Genomic DNA, 24,279 nt, shown 5'->3' with positions numbered 1-24,279 from the left:
TGACTGTTCCCGGAATCCATGAACACACCGCTCGCTACCGCTTCAGGCACTGTCCCAGCTAACCCCGCAGTGCATCCGTCAGCCGCGGCCGTCACGGCGCTGCCGGTGTGGCCGCGTCCGTCCGCCGATGAGTTCGACGCCGCCCTCCAGCACGGCGCCTACGCGGTGCTCACGCAGTTCGGCGTGATCGACGCGACCGGCGACGACGCCGCGAGCTTCCTGCACGGTCAGTTGACGAACGACACGCAGCACCTCGACGCCGCCAACGCGCGCCTCGCAGGCTACTGCTCGGCGAAGGGACGCCTGCTCGCGTCGTTCCTGACCTGGCGCAGCGGCGACACGCTCCGTCTGCTGGTCTCAAAGGACGTACAGGCGGCGGTGCAAAAGCGCCTCTCCATGTTCGTTCTGCGCGCGAAGGCGAAGCTCGCCGATGCAAGCGGCGAGCTGGCGGTGATCGGCCTCGCGGGCGACGTGCGCAAGGCGCTGTCCGGCGTGTTCGACGCGTTGCCGGACGGCGTGCACGTCAAGGTGGACGGCGCGGCCGGCTCGCTGATTCGCGTGCCGGATGCGTTCGAGCGGCTCCGTTATCTGTGGATCGGGCCGAAGGCGCAGGTCGAAGCGCATCTGCCCTCGCTCGGCGAGAAGCTCACGCAGGTTTCGCCGGCCGTGTGGGACTGGCTCGACATTCGCGCGGGCGAGCCGCGCATCACGCAGCCGGTGGTCGAACAGTTCGTGCCGCAAATGGTCAATTTCGACGTGCTCGGCGCGGTCAATTTCCGCAAGGGCTGCTACCCTGGCCAGGAAGTGGTCGCGCGCAGCCAGTACCGCGGCACGATCAAGCGGCGCACGTCGCTCGCGAACGTGGCGGGCGAGCTCGATACCGTGAAGGCGGGCGTCGAGCTGTTTCACTCCGACGATCCTGGTCAGCCGTGCGGCATGGTGGTGAACGCGGCGTCGGCGCGGGACGGCGGCGTCGATGTGCTCGTCGAGATCAAGCTCGCGGCGCTCGAAAGCGGTTCGGTGCATCTGGGCGCCGCGGACGGCCCGGCGCTGCGCTTTCTCGCGCTGCCGTACGGACTGCCCTCCGAGGTTTGAACGGCGCTCCGCGGTACGCAGATGAGCGGCGCAGTGCGCTCGAAGCACGCGCCGCTTTTTGCCGGCGTCCTCGTCCGACTACTGTTCGCCATTGCGTTTTGAAGCAACATTGAAGCAACAACCGGGAGACGCCCCCGATGTGCCTGATCGTGTTCGACTGGCGACCCGATGCGGTCGACGGCCCGCTCTTCACGCTTGCCGCGAATCGCGACGAATTTTTCCACCGCACGGCCCAGCCGATCGGCTGGTGGGACGACGCGCGGGGCGTGCTGGCCGGCCGCGATCTGGTCGGCGGCGGCACCTGGCTCGGCATGTCGCGCCACGGACGCTTCGCCGCGCTGACCAACTACCGCGCGCCGCACGACATGCGCGCCGACGCGCCGACCCGCGGCACGCTCGTCAGCGACTGGCTGGCTTGCGAGGAGCCCGCATTTGACGCGGGACGGAATGGCGGCGAAAACCACGACGCAAACGACGGCGAACAGGAAACGCCCCTCGCCTATCTGCGCCGCGTCGCGCAAACCGGCGATCTGTACAACGGCTTTAATCTGCTGGTAGGCGACTGGACGCGCCGCGAGCTGGCCTGGTACTGCAATCGCTCGAATCTGGCGCCCGCGCTGCTCGCGCCGGGCACGCACGGCATCTCGAACGCGATTCTCGACACGCCGTGGCCGAAGCTCGTCAGGAAGCGCGCCGAACTGGGCGCGCTGCTCACGCGCAATTCGATGCCGCCGCTCGAACATCTGATCGACCTGATGCGCGATCCGCGCGTCGCCGCGGACGCCGAGTTGCCGTCCACCGGCATTGCGCTCGAGCGGGAACGGGCGCTGTCGGCGGCGTTCATCGAAACGCCCGGATACGGCACGCGCGGCACCACGGCGCTGCGCGTCGTCGCGAACGGCGAGATGGTCAGCGTCGCGGTGGCCGAGCGCAGCGACGACAACGGCTCGCACCGCATCGTCCGGCCAGGCGACTTCGAACGCAGCTTCGCGTTCAACGTCGAGCGGGAAATCGCCTAGTCAGTCCACGCCGAATGCCGCGCGCAATGCCGCGGCGGCATCGGCATGCGCGTGCGCGACCTCGGGCACGAAGCCGCCCATCTTGAAGAACTCGTGGATCATGCCCGGATAGCGCCTGAGCGTCACCGCGTTGCCGTAGCGGCGCAGCTTGTCCGCGTAGGCATCGCCTTCGTCGCTGAGCGGATCGTATTCGGCGGTCGCGATCCAGGCCGGCGCGAGTCCGCTGAAATCGGGCGCACCGCGCGTGCCGTCGAGCGGCGCGAAACGCCAGTCGTCGCGATCGCTCGTATCGCGCACATACTGCTCGAAGAACCATTGGATCGTCGTGCCCGACAGCAGGAATCCGTCGGCGAGGCGCGAGTGCGAATCGGTCTGCTGATAACCGGTCGTGCCGGGATAGATCAGCAATTGCAGCGCGAGCGGGATGCCTGCGTCGCGCGCGAGCACCGCGCACACCGTCGCCAGCGTGCCGCCCGCGCTGTCGCCGCCGACCGCGAGCCGGGCCGCGTCGATGCCGAACTCCGCGCCGTGCGTATGCAGCCACGTGAGCGCGTCGAAAGCGTCGTCGACGGCGGTCGGGAACTTGTGTTCCGGCGCGAGCCGGTAATCGACCGACAGCACCGCGCATTGGCCGTCGCGCGCGAACATCCGCGCGAGCGCATCGTGCGTGTTCACGCTGCCGACCGTGAAGCCGCCGCCGTGATAGTAGACGAGCGCGGGCGCGGGGTTCGCCCAGCTCGGCTCTTCGGCGTGGTAAAGACGTGCGCCGATCGTCGCGCCGTCGCGTGTTGGAATACGCAGGTCTTCGACGGAGAACATCGGCGCGCTGGCGATCTCCAGAATCGGCGCGCTTTTTTCATACGATGCGCGCGCCGCTTGCGGCGTCATCTCATGGAGCTTCGGGCGCTTTGCGCGCGCGATCATGTCGAGCACCTGCTCGATCTTCGGATTCAACGGCATGTGACGTGAGGTGGGTTGAAGAGAACTCGCGGGACGGCTCGGGCGGGCGGCTTCCGTACCGCATTCAAATCTCGCTGGCGCTTCTCACTTCCGGCTTCAGCGACATCGGATCGGTCGGATCGCGCAACTGCTCGATGTCCTCGTGACGCAGCTTGACGGTCGCCATGATGGCCGGGTGCGTGATGATATAGAAGCGCCGTGCGGCGATGGCGTCGAACGTGAGCGCGGCGACCTCGGCCGCGCTCAGCTTGCCCGCTCGCACCGCGCGCTGCAATTGCTTGCCGGCGGCGATCTGCGAGCGCGTCGGGCCGTTTTCGTTGCGCAGACCGGCGGGCCGCATGCGCTCGGCATCCGCGATGCCGGTCGGCGCGAAGGCCGGACACAGCAGCGAACAGCCGACCCGGGCGTTGGCGTCGCGCCCGGCCTGCGCGAGTTGCAGGTCGTGATACAGCGTCTCGGTGAGCGACACGACGGCGTGCTTCGACGCGTTGTAGACGCCCATCGCAGGCGGCGACAACAGCCCCGCCACCGACGCCGTATTGACGATATGCGCCGGCTCGTTCTGCGCGAGCATGAGCGGCGCGAACGCGCGCACGCCGTGGGCGACGCCCATCACGTTCACGCCGAACACCCAGGCCCAGTCGTTCGCCGAACTCTCCCACAGGAAGCCGCCCGAGCCCACGCCCGCATTGTTGAAGAGCAGATGCACCTTGCCGAACGCATCGAGCGCGGCCTGGGCAAGCGCTTCGACCTGCGCCGCGTTCGATACGTCGGTCGGCACGCCGATCGCGTCGGCGCCCGCGGCGCGCAATGCATCGACGGTCTGGGCGAGCGCCTCGGGGTTCACGTCCGCGAGCACGAGCTTCATGCGAAGCGCCGCGGCTCGTTGCGCGAATGCCTGGCCGAAGCCGCTCGCCGCGCCGGTGATGACCGCGACCCTGGCGGGGAATTCGAACATCTGGCGACTCCTTTTTGCGTGGGGCCTAATGCGTGGCTTTTGAATGTGTGATTCGCGATGCGCGACTTCGACTGCCGTGACTTCGGCTGCGTGCCGTTTGATGCCTGATTTTGCCGCATGCCCTCAACCCGCGACTTCCGCGCAACGCAACGCATCGCATCGCATCGACAAACGGCTCAATGAGCGACTCGCGCGTCCCACTCACGCTTCACTCACCGAGCCGAGCCTCACTCAAATCAGCTTCACCAGCTGCTTGCCGAAGTTCTTGCCCTTCAGCAAACCAATGAAAGCCTCGGGCGCGGCATCGAGCCCTTGCGCGATGGTCTCCCGATATTGCAGCTTCTTCTGCGCGACGAGCGTGCCGAGTTCGTTGAGCGCCTGCGGCCAGACGTCCATATGCTCGGTCACGATGAAGCCTTGCACCAGCAGGCGCTGCGTCAGTATCAGCGACGGGTGCTTGAGCGGCACCGGCTGACCGTCGTAGCCCGCGATGTATCCGCACACCGCGATGCGCCCCGACGGGTTCATGCGCGCGAGCGTCGCGTCGAGCACTTCGCCGCCGACGTTCTCGAAGCAGCCGTCGATGCCGTCCGGCGTCGCCGCCTTCAGGTCCTGATACAGATTGCCGGCCTTGTAGTCGACGCAGGCGTCGAAGCCGAGCGTCTCCACGACGTAGCGGCATTTCTCGACGCCGCCGGCGATGCCCACCGCGCGCGCGCCGGCCCGCTTCGCCAGTTGGCCGACGACGCTGCCCACCGCGCCGCTCGCCGCGCTCACTACGACGGTCTCGCCCGCCTTGGGCGCGATGATCCGGTTCAATCCATACCATGCCGTCACGCCCGGCATGCCGACGGGTCCGAGATAGGCCGACAGCGGCACGTGCGTGTCGTCGACTTTCTGCACGCCCGCGCCGTCCGACGTGCCGTATTCCTGCCAGCCGAATATGGCGACGACCTTGTCGCCGACCGCGAACTTCGGGTTCTTCGACTCGATCACTTCGCCGACCGTGCCGCCGATCATCACTTCATCGAGCGGCTGCGGCGCCGCGTACGACTTGCTGTCGTTCATGCGGCCGCGCATGTACGGATCGAGCGACAGGTAGTGATTGCGCACGCGGATTTCGCCATCGGCAAGCGGCGCGAGCGGCGTCTCCACGAGACGGAAGTTGTCGGGCGTGACAGCGCCTTGCGGACGCGAAGCGAGCAGGAACTGGCGGTTGATTTGTGGCATGTCGATCGTCTCCTTGGGTTGTGGATTGTGGACTACCGATTACGAATCAGCGATGGCAAGTCGCGCTCGCCGATGGCATGTTCGGGCATGTTGCCGCCTCGCACCTTGCCACTCGCTCAACCGTCGCTAGGACCGGGTTTCGCCGACGGGTCGCTGCGCAAGCGCTGGCGCGTCACGTCGCGGCCCACGGCGAGGCGGCGCATGTATTTGAACGTGCCGAGCGCCTTGCCGACGAAGTGGCCTTCGCTATCGCGGATCTCGCCTTCGCAATAGGCCATGGTGGTCGAGCGGTGCAGCACGCGCGCCGTCGCGCGCAACTCGCCGCGGCCTGGCTGCATGAAGTTGACCTTCATCTCGACCGTGACCACGCCGACACCGTCGCCGGCGAGACTGCGCGCGGCCATCGCGAGCGCGACGTCGGCGAGCGTCATCGTGACGCCGCCGTGCGCGACGTCCCAGGTGTTCATATGCTCGGGCAAGAGGGACAGCACCACTTCGCTGGCGCCGTCCGCAGCGGAAACGAGCCGTGCGCCGAGCCGGTCGACGAAGGGACTTTCGGGCAACGACGCGCCGCCCGCAGTGGATGAAGATGAATCGGTCATTGCGGCTTTCGGTTTTCCTTGTCTTGACGTGCGGCGGCGCGTGCGCGTGTGCGCTGATGCAGCGGCGATGCGGGCACCTTCATGCACGCGCGACGCGACGCGCCGGAAGAGAAGAAATGATACCTGCTATGCCGTTTCGCAGTGGGAGAGAGGCGTGGGTTTGTCTGCCGCCGACGCATATGCCGACGCCCGCGCCGCCATCGCTGTCGCAAGCCGTCCGAGCCGGCGCAGCGCGTCATCGGCGAGATCCAGATCTGTGCTTGGACAACTGAGGCGAATGAAGTGATCGAAGCGGCCCGCGTTCGAGAACACGGTGCCCGGCATCACGCGAATGCCCTCTTTCAGCGCGGCGTCGAAGAAATCGGCCGACGACACCTCGCGCGGCAGCTCGATCCAGAAGAAGATGCCGCCCGCGGGCGGCGTGAACCGCGTGCCCTCGGGAAAGGACGCGCCCAGCGCCGCCGCCATCCGCTCGCGCTGCATCCTCAGCCGGTCGCGCAAGCGCCGCAGATGCCGCTCATACGCGTTGGTCTGCAGAAACTCCGCGAGCACGACTTGCGACAACTGCTCGTTGTGACGCGACTGCGCGAATTTCAGCATGCCGATACGCGGATGCCAGCGCCCGCCGTTGATCCAGCCGATGCGCATGCCCGGCGCGAGCGTCTTGTTGAACGACGTGCAATGGATCACGGTGCCGTCGCTGTCCCAGGCCTTCAGCGAACGCAGCGGCTGTGTGCTGTCGACCAGTTCGCGATACGGGTCGTCCTCGATCAGCGCGATGCCTGCCCGCGCGCACAACTCGACGAGCCGAGCCTTGTGCGCGTCGGGCATCACGCTGCCAAGCGGATTCTGCAGGTTCGGCACCACGACCACGGCCTTGATGTCGGGATGCGTTTGCAACGCGAAGTCGAGCGCCTCGATGGCGAGCCCCGTACTCGGGCTCGCGGGAATTTCGAGCGCGCGCAGCCCGAGACTCTCCAGCGCCTGCAACAGGCCGAAGAAACACGGCGATTCGACGGCGACGGTGTCGCCCGGTTGCGTCACGGCCCGCAACGCCAGGTTGACTGCCTCGATGCCGCCGTGCGTCATGATGATGTCGTCCGCGCCGACCTGGATGCCCGCGTCGAGCGCACGGCGCGCGATGATCGCGCGCAACGCGGGATCGCCCTGATCGGGCCCGGCTGCGGTCAACAGCGTCGGCCGTCGGCGCAATGCGCGCAGCGCGGCTTTCTGCAACGCGTCGGTCGGATAGAGATCCGGCGACGCGGTCGCGCCGCCCAGATTGAACGCGTCCGGATAGCGCTGATATTGCGAGACGATGGTTGAAATGACCGAGTGAATGCCGACGAACTGCGCGGTGCGAGGCATCGTTGCGAGGTCGGGTTCCGATGCGGCGGGCAACGCGGCGCTTTGCGACGCGCGCACGAAATAGCCGGCGCGCGGCTGTGCTTCGATCAGCGCCTCGCGTTCGAGCACGCGATAACTCTCGGTGGCGGTCGCGAGGCTCACGCCGTGACGCTGCATGAAGGCGCGCATCGACGGCATGCGCTCGCCGGGGCGCAGCACGCCGTTGCGAATCGCGCGGCGATATTGCGCCGCCAGTTGGCGGTAAAGCGGTTCGCTCGCGGTGGCATCGTTCGGCGGCGCGAGGGGCATGCTGGTGTACGCGTGCATGGGCTTTTCTGCTTGCGTTCAGGTTGATCGGCTCATGAGCCGATGGTGCGCACGGTCCGCGTGCGGCAACAGATACACATCGACCTCATTTCGACCGATACAGCGTATCAAAGAGCCGCGTTGTACCGGTGCAGATTGTCGGCGACTGCGGCTGTTTTCCGTGGCAGCGGGTCAATAAGCTGAATGGCATGCAAACGCACCGAAGGAAACGTTATGTCAGCTCACGCCAACATCAATGTGTGCCGTCTCGCCGCGGGCCAGGTCGCGCTGCACGACCTGCGCGCGAGGAGCGCCGTCGTCGCGGTCGAAGGCGATCTGCACCTCGTCGTCCGCGATCATTCGCTGTCGTGGCTCGGCGACGCGGTTCCGTCGACATCGATCATGCTCAGCGAAGGCGAGTGCTTCGTGCCGACCGAACGCAGCATGGTGTCGATCAGCGCGTTGCATGGAAAAGCCGCGGCGTTCGCACTGCCCGCATCGCATGCAGCAGCTAGAAGCAATACGCAGCGCGCGAATGGGATTCGCCAACTCGCCGCGTTTCTCAAAGCGACGCTGCGGCGCGCTGCCTGATGCGTTGCCGCGCGCCGCCTGTCGCCCGCTACAATGCATGACCCCATCCGCTCTTCGAGGTGCCGGTCATGTCCTTTGTCCGCAAGCTGTTCGGCGCTAGTCTGTTGCGCGTCGCCGCGTTATGCGCGGTTCTCACGCTGACGCTCAGCGGCTGCGCGGGGCTGTTCGGCGGCGACCCGTTGCGCGTGAGCGTGGCGGGCATCGAACCGCTCGAAAGCCAGGGGCTGGAGGTGCGCTTTAACGTCAAGCTGCGCGTGCAGAATCCGAACGAATCGGCGGTGAGCTTCAACGGCGTGTCGCTCGATCTCGAACTGAACGGCCACTCTTTTGCGAGCGGCGTCAGCGATCAAGCCGGCACCGTGCCGCGCTATGGCGAAACGGTGCTGAACGTGCCGTTGACGGTGCCCGCATTCGCCGCGGTGCGCCAGGCCTTCGCGTTCGCCGGCGCCGCGCAGTCGGGACAGGTTCCGTATATTCTGCGCGGCAAGCTGGCGGGCGGCCCGTTCGGCACCGCGCGTTTCGTCGATCAGGGCATGCTCAGCCTGCCGATGTCAGGCGCCGGCATGCCGTAATCACGCGACCTCAGACCACTTCAAAGAGGCCCGCCGCGCCCTGCCCGCCGCCGATGCACATCGTCACCACGACGAGCTTCGCGCCGCGCCGCTTGCCTTCGATCAGCGCATGTCCGGCGAGGCGCGCGCCCGACACGCCATACGGATGGCCCACCGCAATCGCGCCGCCGTTCACGTTCAAGCGCTCCTGGTCGATGCCGAGTTTGTCCGCGCAATACAGCACCTGCACGGCGAACGCTTCGTTCAGTTCCCACAGATCGATGTCCCCGACTTTCAGACCGGCCTGCTTCAGCAGCTTGGGCACCGCGAAAACCGGGCCGATGCCCATCTCGTCCGGTTCGCAGCCGGCCACCGCGAAGCCGCGGAAAATGCCGAGCGGCTGCAGCCCTTCGCGCTCCGCGAGCTTCGCGTTCATCACCACGCAAGCCGACGCGCCATCGGAAAACTGGCTCGCGTTGCCCGCGGTAATCACGCCGCCGGGCAGCGCCGTGCGAATCTTCGATACGCCTTCGAGCGTCGTGTCCGCGCGAATGCCCTCGTCGCCGCTGACGGTGACTTCCTTCGTATAAAGACGCCCCGTTGCCTTGTCGGCGACGCCCGCGAGTACCGTCAACGGCACGATCTCGTCGTTGAAGCGGCCGGCTTCGAGCGCGGCTGCGGCGCGCTGCTGGGAGCGCACGCCGTATTCGTCCTGACGTTCCTTCGAAATCGAATAGCGTTTCGCGACGTTCTCGGCGGTCTGCAACATCGACCAGTAGATTTCCGGCTTGTTTTCGCTGAGCCAGCCTTCGATCATCATGTGGCGGTTCATCTCGTTCTGCACGCACGAGATGGATTCCACGCCGCCCGCGACGAACACATCGCCTTCGCCGGCGATCACGCGTTGCGCGGCAAGCGCGATAGTTTGCAATCCCGACGAACAGAAACGGTTGACCGTCATGCCCGGCACGCTGACCGGCAAGCCCGCGCGCAACGCGATCTGCCGCGCGATGTTCATGCCCGTCGCGCCTTCCGGATTCGCGCAGCCCATGATCACGTCTTCGATGCGCGCCGGGTCCAGCTTCGCGCGCTCGACCACGGCCTTCGTCACGTGGCCGCCGAGCGTCGCGCCGTGGGTCATGTTGAAACCGCCGCGCCATGATTTGGCGAGCCCCGTGCGGGCGGTCGATACGATTACGGCGTCAGTCATGCGAATCTCCTGCGTGTCAATGTCGATGGTGGCGCATGCGCTAATGCGCTAATGCGCTAATGCGCTAATGCGCTAATGCGCTAATGCGCTAATGCGCGCGAGTGACCCGCGCCACCTTTGTCGTTCGATGCGAGCGTTTTTGCTCTACGCGTCAACTCAGCCGTTAAACGTGCGGCCCTGCGCCGCCAGTTCGGCGATGCTTGGCGCAAGCTGCCACGCGTCGCCGTTCGGCTGCGATGCGTAGCGGCGTATCGCGCGCTCGACGTTGTAAAGCCCGACGGTGTCCGCGTACAGCATCGGACCGCCGCGATAAAGCGGGAAGCCGTAGCCGGTCAGATAGACCATGTCGATGTCCGACGCTTTCGACGCAATGCCTTCCTCGAGAATCTTCGCGCCTTCGTTCACGAGCGCGAACACGAGGCGCTCGACGATTTCCTCGTCGCCGATCTTGCGCCGCTCGCTACCGGTTTCCTTCGAATAAGCGACGATCATTTCGTCCACCATTTTCGACGGATACGCGGTGCGGTCGCCCGCCTTGTAGTCGTACCAGCCGCCGCCGGTTTTCTGGCCGAAGCGCCCGCTCTCGCACAAACGGTCGGCGATTTTCGAGTAGTGCATGTCAGGCTGTTCCTGATAGCGGCGCTTGCGGATCGCCCAGCCGATGTCGTTGCCCGCCAGGTCGCTCATGCGGAACGGCCCCATTGCAAAGCCGAATTTTTCGATGGCCCGATCGACCTGCGCGGGCAGCGCGCCTTCTTCGAGCATGAACAACGCCTGGCGGATGTACTGCTCGATCATCCGGTTGCCGATAAAGCCGTCGCACACGCCCGAAACAACCGCGGTCTTCTTTATCTTTTTCGCGAGCTTCATGACGGTGGCGAGCACGTCTTTCGCGGTCTTCTCGCCACGCACCACTTCGAGCAGCTTCATCACATTGGCCGGACTGAAGAAGTGCGTGCCGACGACGTCCTGCGGACGCTTCGTGAACGCGGCGATCTTGTCGACATCGAGCGTCGACGTGTTCGACGCGAGAATCGCGCCCGGCTTCGCGATTTCATCAAGACGCCTGAATACCTGCTCCTTGACGCCGAGTTCCTCGAACACCGCTTCGATGATCAGGTCGGCGTTCTTCAGGTCGTCGTAGGAAAGCGTGGTCGTGATGAGCGCCATGCGCTCCTGCAGCGCCTCGGGCTTGAGCTTGCCCTTCTTCACGCTCGCTTCATAATTGTTGCGGATCGTGGCAAGGCCACGCTCGAGCGCGTCCTGCTTCATCTCGAGCAGCGTGACCGGAATGCCCGCGTTGATGAAGTTCATCGCGATGCCGCCGCCCATCGTGCCCGCGCCGATCACCGCGACCTGGCGGATCTCGCGCACCGGCGTATCGGCCGGCACATCGGGAATCTTGCTCGCCGCGCGTTCAGCGAAGAACGCATGGCGCAGCGCGCGGCTCTCGGGCGTTTGCACGAGCGCGACGAAGCACTCGCGCTCGAATGCGAGGCCCTTGTCGAAGCCGTTTTTCACGCCGGCCTCCACTGCGTCGATACATTTGAGCGGCGCGGGAAAATTCTTCGCGATAGCCGCGACGCTGTTGCGCGCGAACTGAATGAAACCTTCCGGGTTCGGATGCTCGATCTCGCGATCGCGCACTTTCGGATGCGGGCCTTGTTTCGCACCGACCTTGCGCGCAAACGCGAGCGCGGCTTGCGTGAGATCGCCTTCGGCGAGTTCGTCGAAGAGACCGGAACCGGCCAGTTTCTGCGAGTCGACCGGCGCGCCGGACACGATCATGTTGAGCGCGCCTTCGAGGCCGATTGCGCGCGGCAGACGCTGCGTGCCGCCCGCGCCCGGCAGAATGCCGAGCTTCACTTCGGGCAATGCGATCTGCGCGCCGGGTGCGGCGATGCGGTAGTGCGCGCCGAGCGCGAGTTCGAGGCCGCCGCCCATCGCGACGCTGTGAATGGCCGCGACCACCGGCTTGGCGCTCCCTTCCACGGTCTTGATGACGGTGGCGAGCGTCGGCTCCTGGGTCGCCTTCGGCGTGTTGAATTCGGTGATGTCGGCGCCGCCCGAGAAGGCCTTGCCCGCGCCCGCCAGCACGACGGCCTGGATGGCCGGATCGTTTTGCGCGCGCTCGATGCCCTCGACGATCCCCGCGCGCGTCGACAGGCCGAGGCCGTTGACGGGAGGATTGTTCAGCGTGATGACGGCTACGCCGTCATGGGTTGTGTAGTCCACTGCCATCTGCCTGCCTCCGTGCGATGCATTGCATCCATGAGATGAGGCGGCGCAGCGCGCGCCGCCCGTCCGGTTGATCGAGCCGGCGAATGGCCCAACTCGAATGCGCCGGCCTTCGTCTTCAGCTTAGGTCGGCGGTTCCGGTGTCAGCAGGCAGAATACACAAAAAAGCACGCTCGTTCAATTTACGATCAGGCGGGGTTTCCCCTGGCGAGCGGGCAATCGCCTTCGTGCATGCGGTCTTCGAGCGCGGACGGCAGCACATGATCGCGGAAAATATCGCGCAGCTTGAGCTTCTGCAGTTTGCCCGTCGCCGTATGCGGCAGTTCGTCGACGAACACGACGTCGTCCGGAATCCACCACTTGGCGACCTTGCCGTTATAGAACGCGAGCAGTTCGTCGCGCGTCACGTCGAGGCCCGCGCGCTTGACCACGACGAGGAGCGGCCGCTCGGTCCACTTCGGATGCGCGCACGCAATGCACGCCGCTTCGGCCACTGCGGGGTGCGCGATCGCGACGTTTTCCACGTCGATCGAACTGATCCATTCGCCGCCCGACTTGATCACGTCCTTCGAGCGGTCCGTGATCTGCAGGAAGCCGTCGTGATCGATGGTCGCGACATCGCCGGTCGGAAACCAGCCGTCCACGAGCGGCGAGTCGTCCTTGCGGAAATATCGGTCGATCACCCACGGCCCACGCACGTACAGATCGCCGAACGCGACGCCGTCCCACGGCAGTTCCTGCCCGTCGTCGCCGACGATTTTCATATCGACGCCATAGAGCGCATGCCCCTGCTTCTCGAGCAGTTTGCGCTGCTCCGCGACGGGCCGCTGCGATTGTTCCCACGTAAGTTTGGAGAGCGTGCCGAGCGGCGACATCTCTGTCATGCCCCATGCATGAATGACCTGCACGCCGTAGTCGTCGACGAAGCTGCGCAGCATCGCCGGCGGACACGCGGAGCCGCCGATCACCGTGCGCTCCAGCGACGAAAACCGCGAGCCGCTTTCGCGCAGATAGTTGAGCAGCCCGAGCCAGACGGTCGGCACGCCCGCCGAATACGTGACGCGTTCGCGCTCCATGAGTTCGAACAGCGACTTGCCGTCGAGGTCCTTGCCGGGGAACACGAGCTTTGCGCCGGTGAGCGGCGCGGCGTGCGGGATGCCCCATGCGTTGACATGGAACATCGGCACGACGGGCAGCACGGAATCGCGCGCGGACAGCGCCATCGCATCGGGCAAGGACGCGCCGAACGCATGCAGCACCGTCGAGCGATGCGAGTACAGCGCGCCTTTCGGATTGCCGGTCGTGCCCGACGTATAGCAGAGATACGACGCCTGACGCTCGTCGATGAGCGGCCACTCGAAGTCGCCGTCGTGCGCGTTCACGATCGTTTCGTAGCTGAGCACGGGCGTTTGCATGGCCGGCAGATGCGCTTCGTCGGCGAGCGCGATCCAGCCGCGCACTTTCGGACATTGCGGCGCGAGCCCGTCGACGAGCGGCGCGAACGTGGTGTCGAAGAGCACGTAGGCGTCGTCGGCGTGATTGACGATGTAGGCGATCTGATCGGGAAAAAGCCGCGGGTTGATCGTGTGGCAGACCGCGCCGAAGCCGGTCGTGCCGTAGTACGTTTCTAGATGCCGGTAGCCGTTCCATGCGAGCGTCGCGACACGCTCGCCGGGCTGCACGCCAAGCGCGATGAGCGCCTGCGCGAGTTGCTTCGCGCGCCGTTCGCAATCGCGATAGGTATAACGGTGGATGTCGCCTTCAATGCGCCGTGACACGATCTCGGCGGTGCCGAAATGCCGCGCGGCGTGCGCAAGCAGCGAGGACACGGTGAGGGGCACGTCCATCATCTGGCCAAGCAGCGGCATCGTCATAAAGAGTCGTCTCCTCGCCTTTTGCTTTTCAAAGAGTGCGGATCGGAAAGCGCCGTGCGCGGGAAACCCGCCGCGGCAGTGAAATTGCTGAAGCAGTCGGCAAGCGGGCCGGCGGCTCGCCACGCATCGGCAGCCACGCGGCCCGCGCGGCTTACGTGCCGGCCCGCCAGCAGCGCCGCGGGTGCGGACTTACAATATCGGTTAATAGTGAGGCGCTCAACATGTCGTTTTCCCCAAGCATTGCAGGCCTGTCCGGGCCTTTGGCGGCACTTTCCGAAGCTCTTTCCACCTCCAACGAAAACGCGTTCGCGCAGCTTGGCAGCACGTTTGTCACGCGTTTGCCGGCCACGCCGCTCAACGCGCCGTACGTCGTCGGTTTCTCTTCCGAGACCGCGGCGATGCTCGGCCTGGAGCCGGGGCTCGAAAAAGATCCGGGCTTCGCCGAGCTGTTTTCGGGCAACGCCACGCGCGAATGGCCGGCAGACGCGCTGCCCTATGCATCGGTCTATTCGGGGCATCAGTTCGGCGTGTGGGCGGGTCAACTCGGCGACGGCCGCGCGCTCGGACTCGGCGAAGTCGAACATGACGGCCAGCGCTTCGAGCTGCAACTGAAAGGCGCGGGCCGCACGCCCTATTCGCGCATGGGCGACGGCCGCGCGGTGCTGCGCTCGTCGATTCGCGAGTTCCTGTGCTCGGAGGCGATGCATCATCTCGGCATTCCGACCACGCGCGCGTTGTGCGTGATTGGCTCGGACCAGCCCGTGCGGCGCGAGGAAGTCGAAACGGCCGCCGTGGTCACGCGCGTCGCGCCGAGCTTCGTGCGCTTCGGCCACTTCGAGCACTTCTATTCGAACGACCGCACGGACGCGCTGCGCGCGCTCGCCGATCATGTGATCGAGCGCTTCTATCCGCATTGCCGCGAAGCCGACGACCCGTATCTCGCGCTGCTGAACGAGGCGGTGCTGTCCACCGCCGACCTGATGGTCGAATGGCAGGCCGTGGGCTTTTGCCACGGCGTGATGAACACCGACAACATGTCGATCCTCGGTCTGACGATCGACTACGGCCCGTTCGGCTTCATGGACGGCTTCGACGCCGGCTATATCTGCAATCACTCCGATTCGCAAGGCCGTTACGCGTACCGGATGCAGCCGCAAATCGCGTACTGGAATCTCTTCTGCCTCGCACAAGGGCTCTTGCCGCTGCTCGGCGAACGCTATGAAGAGAGCGTGCGCGGCGACAAGTCGATCGAAGACGCGCAGCGGGTGCTCGCCGGTTTCAAGGACCGCTTCGGTCCGGCGCTCGAACGGCGCATGAGCGCGAAGCTCGGACTCGAGATCGAGCGGGACGGCGACGCGGCCCTCGTGAATCGCCTGTTCGACGTGATGCACGCGAATCGCGCCGATTTCACGCTGACGTTCCGCAATCTCGCGCGTCTCTCGAAGCACGATGCGAGCGGCGACGCGCCGGTGCGCGATCTGTTCCTCGATCGCGCCGCGTTCGACGCGTGGGCGAACGACTATCGCGCGCGGCTGTCCCATGAAACACGCGACGACGCGGCGCGCGCCATTGCAATGAACCGCGTCAACCCCAAATTCGTTCTTCGCAATCATCTGGCGGAAACGGCGATCCGCCGCGCGAAAGAGAAGGACTTTTCCGAACTGGAGCGTCTGGCCGCCGTGCTGCGCCGTCCGTTCGACGAACAGCCCGAGCATGAGGCGTATGCCGGCTTGCCGCCCGACTGGGCAAGCTCGCTCGAAGTGAGCTGCTCGTCGTGACGCGCGCGACGCCGCATCGCGCGAACCGCGCTCCCACCCAAGCCCGAGAGAGGAACCGACCATGAACAATCCCGACGACCTCAAGCACGACGCCCCGGCCGTACAGAAAGACGACGCCGAGTGGCGCAAGCAGCTTTCCGACATCGAATATCAGGTGACGCGGCACGCGGCCACCGAGCGTCCCTTCACCGGCCGCTATCACGATCACTGGGATCGCGGCATCTACGACTGCGTCTGTTGCGGCACGCCGCTGTTCGAGTCGGACACCAAGTTCGACGCCGGCTGCGGCTGGCCGAGCTACTTCAAGCCGATCAACGGCGAAGTGATCGCGGAGAAGACCGACCGCTCGCACGGCATGCTGCGCATCGAGGTGCAATGCAAGAACTGCGGCGCGCATCTCGGCCACGTGTTCGAGGACGGCCCCGCGCCGACCGGTCTTCGCTACTGCATCAATTCGGCTGCGTTACAATTCGAGCCCAAGTAACGCAGCGCGTGCGCTGATGGCGGGACACGACGAGTGGTTGGCGGCCGCTTGCACGGTCCGCCAGGCGCCGTCGGTCGTGATGCTGAAGCTGAGCGCCCGGCGCAGCCAGCCAGTTGGCGGATCACGGCGCGGCGCCCCTGCCTCTCCGACCCACTTCCCGAGTTCCCCGTCCACACATGAAATTTCTGTTCGATCTGTTCCCGATCATCCTGTTCTTCGTCGCCTTCAAGGTGTGGGGCATCTTCACGGCGACGGCAGTGGCGATCGTCGCCACGCTGGTGCAGATCGCGTGGGTGGCCTTCCGCCATCGCAAGGTGGATCCGATGCTGTGGGTGAGCCTCGGCGTCGTCACCGTGTTCGGCGGCGCGACGCTCGTGCTGCATAACGACACCTTCATCAAGTGGAAGCCGACCGTGCTGTACTGGGCTTTCTCCGTCGTGCTGATCGTCTCGCAACTGGCCTTCAACAAGAACCTCATCGAAGCGATGATGGGCAAGCAGATCACGCTGCCGCACGCGATCTGGGGCAAGCTGAATGTCATCTGGGCGATCTTTTTCGTGCTGCTCGGGCTGCTCAATCTGTTCGTCGCGTACAACTACACGACCGACCAATGGGTCAATTTCAAACTGTTCGGCGCGACCGGCTGTCTGGTGGTGTTTATCGTCGGGCAAAGCTTGTGGCTGTCGAAGTACATGAAGGAGGAATGACATGAGCGACGTGTTCATGCACGCCACCACCGCCGAGCGCGCCGCGCTGATCGAGGCGCGTCTCACGGCTGCGCTCGCGCCCATCGCGTCGATCCAGATCACCGACGACAGCGCGCAGCACGCAGGCCACGCCGGAGCCTCTGCCGGCGGTCATTTCAGCGTCACGATCGTGGCCGCCGCGTTCGCCGGGAAGCCCCGCGTGGCGCGGCATCGCATGGTGTATGATGCGCTGGCCGACGCCATGCAGCGCGGCATTCATGCCCTTGCCATCACGGCTTACACGCCCGAAGAATTCGCTTTGTTGCCCCGCTAGGAAACCTTCCGATGACCTTGAAGAAAACCCGCCTTTGGGTATTGCTGGCTGCGTTTGCGGCCGCACCTGCATTCGCACAGAACATCGCCGTGGTGAACGGCACGCCGATTCCGAAAGCGCGCGCCGACGCGCTGATCGATCAACTGGTTCATCAAGGCCAGCAAAACACGCCGCAGTTGCAAATGGCAGTGCGCGAAGAGCTCGTGAATCGCGAGATTCTGATGCAGGAAGCGCTGCGCCGCGGGCTGCCGAATCGGCCGGACATCAAGGCGCAAATCGCCGTCGCACAGCAAACGGTCGTGCTGCGCGCGCTGATCGAAGACTTCGTGAAGAAGAACACGCCGAGCGACGCGGAAGTCACCGCTCGCTATAACGCGCTGATCAAGGACGCGGGCGGCAAGGAGTATCACCTGCATCACATCCTCGTCGACAACGAACAGCAGGCGAAGGACCTGATCGCGAAGATCAAGGGCGGCGCGAGCTTCGAGGATCTCGCCAAGCAATATTCGAAGGACCCCGGCTCGGGCAAGAACGGCGGCGACCTCGACTGGTCCGATCCGAAAGCCTACGTGCCTGAGTTCGCGGACGCGGCCACGCATCTGCAGAAAGGCCAGATGAGCGAGACGCCGGTGCATACGCAATTCGGCTGGCACATCATCCGCGTGGACGACGTGCGCAGCATCACGCCGCCGCCGCTGGAACAGGTGCGCCCGCAGATCGTGCAGCAGATTCAGCAGGAAAAGCTGCAGGCGTTCGAAGAAGGTCTGCGCAAGAACGCGAAGATCCAGTAAGCGGCAAGCTGGTTCGCTTCATGGCCCCGTTCAGTCGATGACTGAACGGGGCTTTTTATTTGCGCAGCGCCCGGCTCATTTCAGCAAGCGGCATTGCAACGATCGAATCGAGCAGGCGGACTTCGCCGGCATTCGGCTGCGCGATTTCGTCGACGGCCCGCCGCGTGTTCGCGACTTTCGCGTCGGCCAGTGCCAGCATTTCGTCCAGCAATTTCTCGCAGCCTTTCAAAGGAAGGCGCAGTGCTTGCCCGAACTCGAGCATGTTCTTCCTGGAGATGTCGGCGAAACGCGTTGCCTGACCGACCGGCATGGTCAGATCGCAGTTGGGCCAGCGGTCCTGATTGTGCGGCTGGTAAGTCGGCGTGTGATAGACGACTGTGCTCACCAGGTCATAGAACGGCGCGAGCATGTAGCCCCGGAAAGTCGCGAAAAACGACACGTTCTTGAGATGCGAATCCGCATTGCCGATAAGCACATTGAAGATGGCCCAACGGAACAGATGCAGCCGCGCGACGGCTCGCGTGCTGGTTATCTCGATGGCATCGCTCAATACCTGCGCGTTCGCGTTCCGGTATTTGAAGCTGCGGTCGTAGTTCAGCAGCTGCATCGCGTCGATCGTGTGCAGGCGCCGAACCGGCTCGCTGGAGATGTCGCGATCGAAGCGGTCAATCACATAACACGCCGACGGCACGCGCAGAAAATGCGTGGGCGGCACCGGCAGGCCCATGGCCTGCGCCAGTCGCATGCAGAAAAATTCGTTGATTGCCGAATGCGGATAGCCCGTGCTTCGCATATCGGGCTTCAGCAAATGCATGGACGGCTCGCTGCCTAGCGGCTCGAGAAGCTCGTACTCCGGTGCATTGCCCCTTAACGTCAAAAGAAGCTTCTGCTGCGCGCCTGCCGCCGACATGCGCTTGGGTGCGGTGGCGGTCAGCGCACGTTCGGGCATGGCGCGAATGCGCGCGTCGAGATTGGCGTACGACAAGGGCTGCAAACCGCCCGATGCCTCGCGCTCGCCTTCCGCGAGCAGCGTCAGCGCGCCTGCCGATTCCCGGCCGTAGTAGGCGAGCAGACCCCACGCATCGTTTGCATCGACGGTGGCTTCGCGAGCAAGCGCCGCTCGCATTTCTTCTTCGGGCAACAGATTGTCGAAGAACCATTGAACCGGCCTCTCGCTCGAGCCATCGACAAAAGACGCGGACTGGAACGCGAAAGCGGGCGACAGCGCGAACGCGTCGCCGTAGCCGAGCCATTCCTCGTCGTAGGTGAACGACCAGACGCCGTTTTCATCGCTCACGGTGCCAACGCGCCGGCGGTTGGCGTATGCAACGAGTGTTCTAGCCGCCACGATTGCTCCGCCGGCGACGAGGTGCACCTGCGGCCGCGGCCGCAGGAAGATTGACGGGGGTCTCGGCGCGCAGTGTTATGCCGAGTTCGCCAAGCAGATGCAATACCTTGCCGATCTGCGCCGTCGTCTTGCCCGCCTCGATGTGGCTGATGAATTTGGGCGACAGGCCGGTGGCAAGCGCGACGTCGTCCCGCGTGAGCCCTTGGGCGAGCCGCGATGCTCGCGCAAGTTCGCCCAATTGCGCAATGTCAGTAATCAACACTCCGGATTCCCGCACTTTCGACTCCCTCGCCGTCCGTATCCGCTCGGGAACATTATGGCACAGCGCAGCGGTGCAAAGCCGTTTTCGTACCCGAGCGGATACGAAGCGGGCCAAAATTGGGTGAAACCGGGTGTTTCGTACCCGAGCGGGTACGAAACCGGTGAAAAGCAGGAGAAATGAGGTGTTTCGTACCCGAGCGGGTACGAAGAGAACTGGACCGAAGCGGCCGCGAGGGCGAGGACGGCGACCTGCGGCTCGGCGCAGCGGAACAGGCTGCCGCGAAAAACGCGGCAGCCTGTTCTACGGCTCTACCGGCTACGCTCCAGGCGATCAGCCCAACCAGCGCCGTGCGTTCTGGAACACGCGCAGCCACGGGCTTGCGTCGGTGGCGCCCTCGCCCCAGCCTTCCGGATGCCAGCTCATCTGCACCGCGCGGTGCACGCGCTCGGTGTGCGGCATCAGTACCGTGAAGCGGCCGTCCGGCGTCGTGACCGATGTGATGCCGTCCGGCGAACCGTTCGGGTTGAACGGATACTGCTCGGTCGCCTGACCGCGGTGATCGATATAACGCATTGCCACCGCGACCTTCGACGCATCGCCCTGCTGCGAGAAGTCCGCGTAACCCTCGCCGTGCGCGACCGCGACCGGAATACGCGAGCCTTCCATGCCGGTGAAGAAAATCGACGGCGAAGCCTCGACCTGCACGAGCGAAAAGCGCGCTTCGAATTTCTCCGACTTGTTGCGCGTGAACTTCGGCCAGGCTTCGGCGCCCGGAATCATCGACGCGAGGCTGCTCATCATCTGGCAGCCGTTGCAGATGCCGAGCGCGAAGGTGTCCGCGCGGCCGAAGAACGCCGCGAACATGTCGGCGAGCTGCGCGTTGAAGCGGATCGCCTTCGCCCAGCCTTCGCCCGCGCCGAGCGTGTCGCCGTACGAGAAGCCGCCGCACGCAACCGCGCCGGCAAAGTCAGCGAGGTTCGCACGTCCCGCGAGCAGGTCGCTCATGTGCACGTCGTGCGCATCGAAACCGGCGCGGTCGAACGCATAGGCGGTTTCCAGGTGCGAGTTCACGCCCTGCTCGCGCAGGATCGCCACACGCGGACGCGCGCTCTTGCCGACGTACGGCGCGGCGACGTCTTCGGCGGGATCGAACGTCAGCACCGGCGTGATGCCCGGATCGGCGGCGTCGAGCAGCGTGTCGTATTCGGCGTCGGCACAAGCCGGGTTGTCGCGCAGACGCGAAATGCGCCAGCTCACCTCGCTCCACGCGCGATGCAGTTCGACGCGCGGCGCTTCGTAGACCTTCTTCGCATCGCGATAAATTTCGATGACGTCGCGGTCGTTGATCTTGCCGATCACATGCGAGCAGGCCGCGAGGCCATGTTCGCGCAACGCGGCGAGCACCACGTCGCGGTCGGCTGCGCGCACCTGCACCACCGCGCCGAGTTCTTCGTTGAAAAGCGCGCGGATCGTGCGGTCTTCGCGGCGGCCGCTCGTCTGCTTCGCCCAGTCTTTGGCGTCGCCGTAATCGGACTCGTGATGCGGGTCGAGCACCAGCATGTCGACGTTCAGCGACACGCCGACGTGACCCGCGAACGCCATTTCGCAGACCGTCGCCCACAGGCCACCGTCGGAGCGGTCGTGGTAAGCGAGCAGCTTGCCGTCGCTGTTCAGCGACTGGATCGCGTTGAAGAAGCGCTTGATGTCTTCGGGCTCGTCGACGTCCGGCACCGTATCGCCGATCTGCTGCGTGACCTGCGCGAGGATACTGCCGCCCAGCCGATGCTTGCCGCGGCCGAGGTCGATCGCGATCAGCACCGAGTCGCCGACGCCGTCGGCACCGCTCGCGCGACGCAGTTGCGGCGTGAGATGCCGGCGCACGTCTTCGACGGGCGCGAACGCCGAAATGATGAGCGACACCGGCGCGACCACTTCCTTCGCGACGCCGCGGTCTTCCCATTTCGTGCGCATGGACAGCGAGTCTTTGCCGACCGGAATGCTGATGCCGAGCGCCGGGCACAATTCCATGCCGATCGCCTTGACCGTGTCGTAGAGCGCCGCGTCTTCGCCCGGCGCGCCGCACGCGGCCATCCAGTTCGCCGACAGCTTCAGCTTGTCGAGCGACGCAATCGGCGCCGCTGCGATATTCGTGATCGCCTCGCCAACCGCCATGCGGCCCGACGCCGGCGCGTTGATGACGGCGAGCGGCGTACGCTCGGCCATTGTCATGGCTTCGCCGCGGAAGCCCGCGTAGTCCATCGTCGTGATCGCGACGTCCGCGACCGGCACCTGCCACGGGCCGACCATCTGGTCGCGCGCGGTCGTGCCGCCCACCGAACGGTCGCCGATGGTGATGAGGAATGACTTGCTTGCGACCGTCGGATGACGCAGCACGCTGACCGCGACTTCGGAGAGCGCGATGCCGGTCACATCGACGGCTTGCAGTTTGGACTCGACGCGCTTGACGTCGCGATGCATGCGCGGCGCCTTGCCGAGCAGCACTTCCATCGGCATGTCGACCGGTTGATGCGCGTTGTCGTCCTTCAGTTCAGGATCGATCAGCTTCAGTTGACGCTCGGCCGTGGCCGTGCCGATCACGGCGAACGGGCAGCGTTCGCGCTCGCACATAGCCTGGAAGGCCGGCAAATCTGACAGCGCAATGGCGAGCACATAACGCTCTTGCGCCTCGTTCGACCAGATTTCGCGCGGCGACAAACCGCTTTCCTCGAGCTGAATCTTGCGCAGATCGAACAGCGCGCCCTTGCCCGCTCCGTCGACGACTTCCGGAAACGCGTTCGACAAACCGCCCGCGCCCACGTCGTGAATGCTCAGAATCGGATTCTTGTCGCCGAGTTGCCAGCACGCGTTGATGACTTCCTGCGCGCGCCGCTCGATTTCCGGGTTGCCGCGCTGAACCGAGTCGAAGTCGAGTTCGGCTGTGTTCGTGCCCGTCGCCATCGAACTCGCCGCGCCGCCGCCCATGCCGATACGCATGCCGGGGCCGCCGATCTGAATCAGCAGTGAGCCTTCCGGCAAGTCGTGCTTGTGCGTGTGCTGATCCGAGATATTGCCGATGCCGCCCGCGATCATGATCGGCTTGTGATAGCCGCGCACGAGGCCCGCCACGTTCTGCTCGTAAGCACGGAAATAGCCGCCCAGATTGGGCCGGCCGAATTCGTTGTTGAACGCGGCGCCGCCGAGCGGTCCGTCGATCATGATTTGCAGCGGCGACGCGATACGGTCCGGGCGGCCATACGCTTCGTACTTATTGTTCGGATTGCGATGCGCGAGCGGCTCGGCGACGTCGCGCGCGTTTTCCCATGCCTCGACGGCGTCGGGCAATTCCAGGTTCGACACCGTGAAGCCCGCGAGCCCGGCCTTCGGACGCGCGCCGCGGCCCGTCGCGCCTTCGTCGCGGATTTCACCGCCCGCGCCGGTCGCGGCGCCGGGGAACGGCGAAATCGCGGTCGGGTGATTGTGCGTTTCGACCTTCATCAGCGTGTGCGTGAGTTCGACGCTGCGGCGATAGTGCTCGGGCAATTCGTTCTCGCCGAGCTGCTCCGGCGTGCGCGGGAACCAGCGCTCGGCCATGCCGCCCGCCATGATCGCCGAGTTGTCCGAATACGCGACGATCGTGCCTTGCGGATTGAGCTTCTCGGTATTGCGGATCATGTTGAAGAGCGAGATGTCCTGCTTCTCGCCGTCGATGGTCCATTCCGCGTTGAAAATCTTGTGACGGCAGTGCTCGCTGTTGGCCTGCGCGAACATCATCAGTTCGACGTCGGTCGGATTGCGGCCGAGTTTCGTGAAGGCGTCGACCAGGTAGTCGATTTCGTCGTCGGCGAGCGCGAGGCCCAGTTCCGTGTTCGCGGTTTCCAGCGCGCCGCGGCCCTGGCCCAGCACGTCGACGGTTTGCAGCGGCCTGGCCGGCAGTTCGTCGAACAGATGCAGCGCGTAATCGCGCGACGGCGCGACGCTCTCGGTCATGCGGTCGTGCAACGCGGCGGCGACGGCCTCACGGGCTTCGTCGGAGAGCGCCTTCTTGCCGCCGAGCAGCCCGCTTTTCAGCGTGACCGTGTACTCGACGCCGCGCTCGATGCGGCGCACCTGCGTGAGCCCGCACAGATGCGCGATGTCGGTTGCCTTGCTCGCCCACGGCGACACTGTGCCGAAGCGCGGCACGACGAGGAACGTCTCTGCGGCGCCGCGCTCTTTGACTTCTTCGAGCGGATGGCCGTAGTGCATCAGCGCCTCGATTTTCGCGGTGTCTTCAGCGGAAAGCGGAGCGTGCGCGTTGACGAAGTGCAGGTATTGTCCGCGCACGCCCGTGATGTTCGGGTCGATGCGCGTGAGCGTTTCGAGCAGGCGGGTTTGACGGAAATCGGAAAGGGCCGAAGCGCCGGGGAAACACGAGAAGTGGGCCATGGACTTGACGTTGCGTCGCTCAATGATGCCGAAGAGTCGCGCGTGATGGCGACATGAGGCGGAAAGGAAGTCCGGGATTATACCCCGGGAACGGGCTTCCAGCGGCCTGCGACGTGGGCTCGCCCGCGCTCCGCGAGGCGCTCTCGGCCATGCTCCGGCGCGCCGCGCGCGGTCGTTGACTGCTATCATT

At 65.2% G+C, this 24,279-nt stretch carries 20 protein-coding genes; 9 read left to right on the top strand and 11 right to left on the bottom strand.

Going from position 1 to position 24,279, the window contains the following annotated elements; genetic code table 11:
- The first annotated feature begins 18 nt into the window (after positions 1–18).
- Together ygfZ and CUJ91_RS08670 are read left to right on the top strand one after the other, a co-directional pair.
- Positions 19–1,095: a CAF17-like 4Fe-4S cluster assembly/insertion protein YgfZ gene (ygfZ, locus tag CUJ91_RS08675; RefSeq protein WP_029968394.1), complete on the top strand. Its 1,077-nt coding sequence runs from the start codon at positions 19–21 to the stop codon at positions 1,093–1,095.
- A 137-nt stretch (positions 1,096–1,232) separates the two neighbouring features.
- Positions 1,233–2,114: an NRDE family protein gene (locus CUJ91_RS08670; protein ID WP_029968393.1), complete on the top strand. Its 882-nt coding sequence runs from the start codon at positions 1,233–1,235 to the stop codon at positions 2,112–2,114.
- Here CUJ91_RS08670 and CUJ91_RS08665 read toward each other — a convergent pair whose 3' ends face one another.
- The 5 genes from CUJ91_RS08665 to CUJ91_RS08645 form a co-directional block, all read right to left on the bottom strand.
- Positions 2,115–3,074, bottom strand: a complete 960-nt coding sequence (locus tag CUJ91_RS08665) for an alpha/beta hydrolase (RefSeq protein WP_114156112.1) — start codon at positions 3,072–3,074, stop codon at positions 2,115–2,117.
- Positions 3,075–3,138: 64 nt separating this feature from the next.
- Positions 3,139–4,032: an SDR family oxidoreductase gene (locus CUJ91_RS08660; RefSeq protein WP_029968391.1), complete on the bottom strand. Its 894-nt coding sequence runs from the start codon at positions 4,030–4,032 to the stop codon at positions 3,139–3,141.
- A 231-nt stretch (positions 4,033–4,263) separates the two neighbouring features.
- Positions 4,264–5,262, bottom strand: coding sequence for an NADP-dependent oxidoreductase (locus tag CUJ91_RS08655; RefSeq protein WP_029968390.1), 999 nt, complete (start codon positions 5,260–5,262; stop codon positions 4,264–4,266).
- Between the two features lie 116 nt (positions 5,263–5,378).
- On the bottom strand, positions 5,379–5,864 hold the full coding sequence (locus CUJ91_RS08650) for a PaaI family thioesterase (protein WP_006048967.1): 486 nt from the start codon (positions 5,862–5,864) through the stop codon (positions 5,379–5,381).
- A 126-nt stretch (positions 5,865–5,990) separates the two neighbouring features.
- Positions 5,991–7,538, bottom strand: a complete 1,548-nt coding sequence (locus tag CUJ91_RS08645; protein WP_114156111.1) for an aminotransferase-like domain-containing protein — start codon at positions 7,536–7,538, stop codon at positions 5,991–5,993.
- Positions 7,539–7,751: 213 nt separating this feature from the next.
- Here CUJ91_RS08645 and CUJ91_RS08640 point away from each other — a divergent pair, with 213 nt between their 5' ends.
- Both CUJ91_RS08640 and CUJ91_RS08635 read left to right on the top strand, forming a co-directional pair.
- Positions 7,752–8,108, top strand: coding sequence for a hypothetical protein (locus CUJ91_RS08640; RefSeq protein ID WP_114156110.1), 357 nt, complete (start codon positions 7,752–7,754; stop codon positions 8,106–8,108).
- Positions 8,109–8,176: 68 nt separating this feature from the next.
- Entirely contained in the window at positions 8,177–8,680 is a 504-nt protein-coding gene (locus tag CUJ91_RS08635) for an LEA/WHy family protein (protein WP_006048964.1), read from the top strand.
- Positions 8,681–8,690: 10 nt separating this feature from the next.
- On the opposite strand, the gene CUJ91_RS08630 is transcribed toward CUJ91_RS08635, so the two are convergent.
- The 3 genes from CUJ91_RS08630 to CUJ91_RS08620 form a co-directional block, all read right to left on the bottom strand.
- Positions 8,691–9,869, bottom strand: a complete 1,179-nt coding sequence (locus tag CUJ91_RS08630) for an acetyl-CoA C-acyltransferase (RefSeq protein WP_114156109.1) — start codon at positions 9,867–9,869, stop codon at positions 8,691–8,693.
- Between the two features lie 156 nt (positions 9,870–10,025).
- Positions 10,026–12,110, bottom strand: a complete 2,085-nt coding sequence (locus CUJ91_RS08625) for a 3-hydroxyacyl-CoA dehydrogenase NAD-binding domain-containing protein (protein WP_114156108.1) — start codon at positions 12,108–12,110, stop codon at positions 10,026–10,028.
- Positions 12,111–12,295: 185 nt separating this feature from the next.
- Positions 12,296–13,981, bottom strand: a complete 1,686-nt coding sequence (locus tag CUJ91_RS08620) for a 3-(methylthio)propionyl-CoA ligase (RefSeq protein WP_114156107.1) — start codon at positions 13,979–13,981, stop codon at positions 12,296–12,298.
- A gap of 221 nt (positions 13,982–14,202) precedes the next feature.
- On the opposite strand from CUJ91_RS08620, the gene CUJ91_RS08615 reads away from it, so the two are divergent.
- From CUJ91_RS08615 to CUJ91_RS08595, 5 genes are all read left to right on the top strand, one after another.
- Positions 14,203–15,759, top strand: coding sequence for a protein adenylyltransferase SelO (locus tag CUJ91_RS08615; protein ID WP_114156106.1), 1,557 nt, complete (start codon positions 14,203–14,205; stop codon positions 15,757–15,759).
- Positions 15,760–15,820: 61 nt separating this feature from the next.
- Positions 15,821–16,243, top strand: coding sequence for a peptide-methionine (R)-S-oxide reductase MsrB (msrB, locus tag CUJ91_RS08610; RefSeq protein ID WP_006048959.1), 423 nt, complete (start codon positions 15,821–15,823; stop codon positions 16,241–16,243).
- 176 nt (positions 16,244–16,419) lie between these two features.
- Positions 16,420–16,950, top strand: a complete 531-nt coding sequence (locus tag CUJ91_RS08605) for a septation protein A (protein ID WP_006048958.1) — start codon at positions 16,420–16,422, stop codon at positions 16,948–16,950.
- A 1-nt stretch (position 16,951) separates the two neighbouring features.
- Complete coding sequence (locus CUJ91_RS08600; RefSeq protein ID WP_006048957.1) at positions 16,952–17,263, top strand: BolA family protein; 312 nt, start codon at positions 16,952–16,954, stop codon at positions 17,261–17,263.
- 11 nt (positions 17,264–17,274) lie between these two features.
- Positions 17,275–18,054 carry a peptidylprolyl isomerase gene (locus CUJ91_RS08595; protein ID WP_006048956.1) on the top strand — a complete coding sequence of 260 codons (780 nt, stop codon included), beginning with the start codon at positions 17,275–17,277 and terminating at the stop codon, positions 18,052–18,054.
- 55 nt (positions 18,055–18,109) lie between these two features.
- Here the strand turns inward: CUJ91_RS08595 and CUJ91_RS08590 are convergent, their stop codons facing one another.
- From CUJ91_RS08590 to purL, 3 genes are all read right to left on the bottom strand, one after another.
- Complete coding sequence (locus tag CUJ91_RS08590; protein WP_114156105.1) at positions 18,110–19,402, bottom strand: HipA domain-containing protein; 1,293 nt, start codon at positions 19,400–19,402, stop codon at positions 18,110–18,112.
- Positions 19,392–19,679 (bottom strand): helix-turn-helix domain-containing protein, encoded by a 288-nt coding sequence (locus tag CUJ91_RS08585; protein WP_029968379.1) that lies wholly within the window; start codon positions 19,677–19,679, stop codon positions 19,392–19,394. The genes CUJ91_RS08590 and CUJ91_RS08585 overlap by 11 nt, the downstream gene beginning before the upstream one ends.
- A 315-nt stretch (positions 19,680–19,994) precedes the next feature.
- A complete protein-coding gene (purL, locus tag CUJ91_RS08580; protein ID WP_114156104.1) occupies positions 19,995–24,089 on the bottom strand; it encodes a phosphoribosylformylglycinamidine synthase in 4,095 nt (1,364 codons plus the stop codon).
- Positions 24,090–24,279 lie beyond the last annotated feature (190 nt).

Origin of the sequence: Paraburkholderia graminis, from assembly GCF_003330785.1 — a bacterium.
GTDB lineage: Bacteria > Pseudomonadota > Gammaproteobacteria > Burkholderiales > Burkholderiaceae > Paraburkholderia > Paraburkholderia graminis.
This window is presented reverse-complemented; position numbering and strand designations above follow the sequence as displayed.

What these genes read in the sequence shown, in the direction of transcription:
- ygfZ (WP_029968394.1), top strand. Translation starts at nt 19, where the DNA reads ATGAACACACCGCTCGCTACCGCTTCAGGCACTGTCCCAGCTAACCCC.
- CUJ91_RS08670 (WP_029968393.1), top strand. Translation starts at nt 1,233, where the DNA reads ATGTGCCTGATCGTGTTCGACTGGCGACCCGATGCGGTCGACGGCCCG.
- CUJ91_RS08665 (WP_114156112.1), bottom strand. Translation starts at nt 3,074, where the DNA reads ATGCCGTTGAATCCGAAGATCGAGCAGGTGCTCGACATGATCGCGCGC.
- CUJ91_RS08660 (WP_029968391.1), bottom strand. Translation starts at nt 4,032, where the DNA reads ATGTTCGAATTCCCCGCCAGGGTCGCGGTCATCACCGGCGCGGCGAGC.
- CUJ91_RS08655 (WP_029968390.1), bottom strand. Translation starts at nt 5,262, where the DNA reads ATGCCACAAATCAACCGCCAGTTCCTGCTCGCTTCGCGTCCGCAAGGC.
- CUJ91_RS08650 (WP_006048967.1), bottom strand. Translation starts at nt 5,864, where the DNA reads ATGACCGATTCATCTTCATCCACTGCGGGCGGCGCGTCGTTGCCCGAA.
- CUJ91_RS08645 (WP_114156111.1), bottom strand. Translation starts at nt 7,538, where the DNA reads ATGCACGCGTACACCAGCATGCCCCTCGCGCCGCCGAACGATGCCACC.
- CUJ91_RS08640 (WP_114156110.1), top strand. Translation starts at nt 7,752, where the DNA reads ATGTCAGCTCACGCCAACATCAATGTGTGCCGTCTCGCCGCGGGCCAG.
- CUJ91_RS08635 (WP_006048964.1), top strand. Translation starts at nt 8,177, where the DNA reads ATGTCCTTTGTCCGCAAGCTGTTCGGCGCTAGTCTGTTGCGCGTCGCC.
- CUJ91_RS08630 (WP_114156109.1), bottom strand. Translation starts at nt 9,869, where the DNA reads ATGACTGACGCCGTAATCGTATCGACCGCCCGCACGGGGCTCGCCAAA.
- CUJ91_RS08625 (WP_114156108.1), bottom strand. Translation starts at nt 12,110, where the DNA reads ATGGCAGTGGACTACACAACCCATGACGGCGTAGCCGTCATCACGCTG.
- CUJ91_RS08620 (WP_114156107.1), bottom strand. Translation starts at nt 13,981, where the DNA reads ATGACGATGCCGCTGCTTGGCCAGATGATGGACGTGCCCCTCACCGTG.
- CUJ91_RS08615 (WP_114156106.1), top strand. Translation starts at nt 14,203, where the DNA reads ATGTCGTTTTCCCCAAGCATTGCAGGCCTGTCCGGGCCTTTGGCGGCA.
- msrB (WP_006048959.1), top strand. Translation starts at nt 15,821, where the DNA reads ATGAACAATCCCGACGACCTCAAGCACGACGCCCCGGCCGTACAGAAA.
- CUJ91_RS08605 (WP_006048958.1), top strand. Translation starts at nt 16,420, where the DNA reads ATGAAATTTCTGTTCGATCTGTTCCCGATCATCCTGTTCTTCGTCGCC.
- CUJ91_RS08600 (WP_006048957.1), top strand. Translation starts at nt 16,952, where the DNA reads ATGAGCGACGTGTTCATGCACGCCACCACCGCCGAGCGCGCCGCGCTG.
- CUJ91_RS08595 (WP_006048956.1), top strand. Translation starts at nt 17,275, where the DNA reads ATGACCTTGAAGAAAACCCGCCTTTGGGTATTGCTGGCTGCGTTTGCG.
- purL (WP_114156104.1), bottom strand. Translation starts at nt 24,089, where the DNA reads ATGGCCCACTTCTCGTGTTTCCCCGGCGCTTCGGCCCTTTCCGATTTC.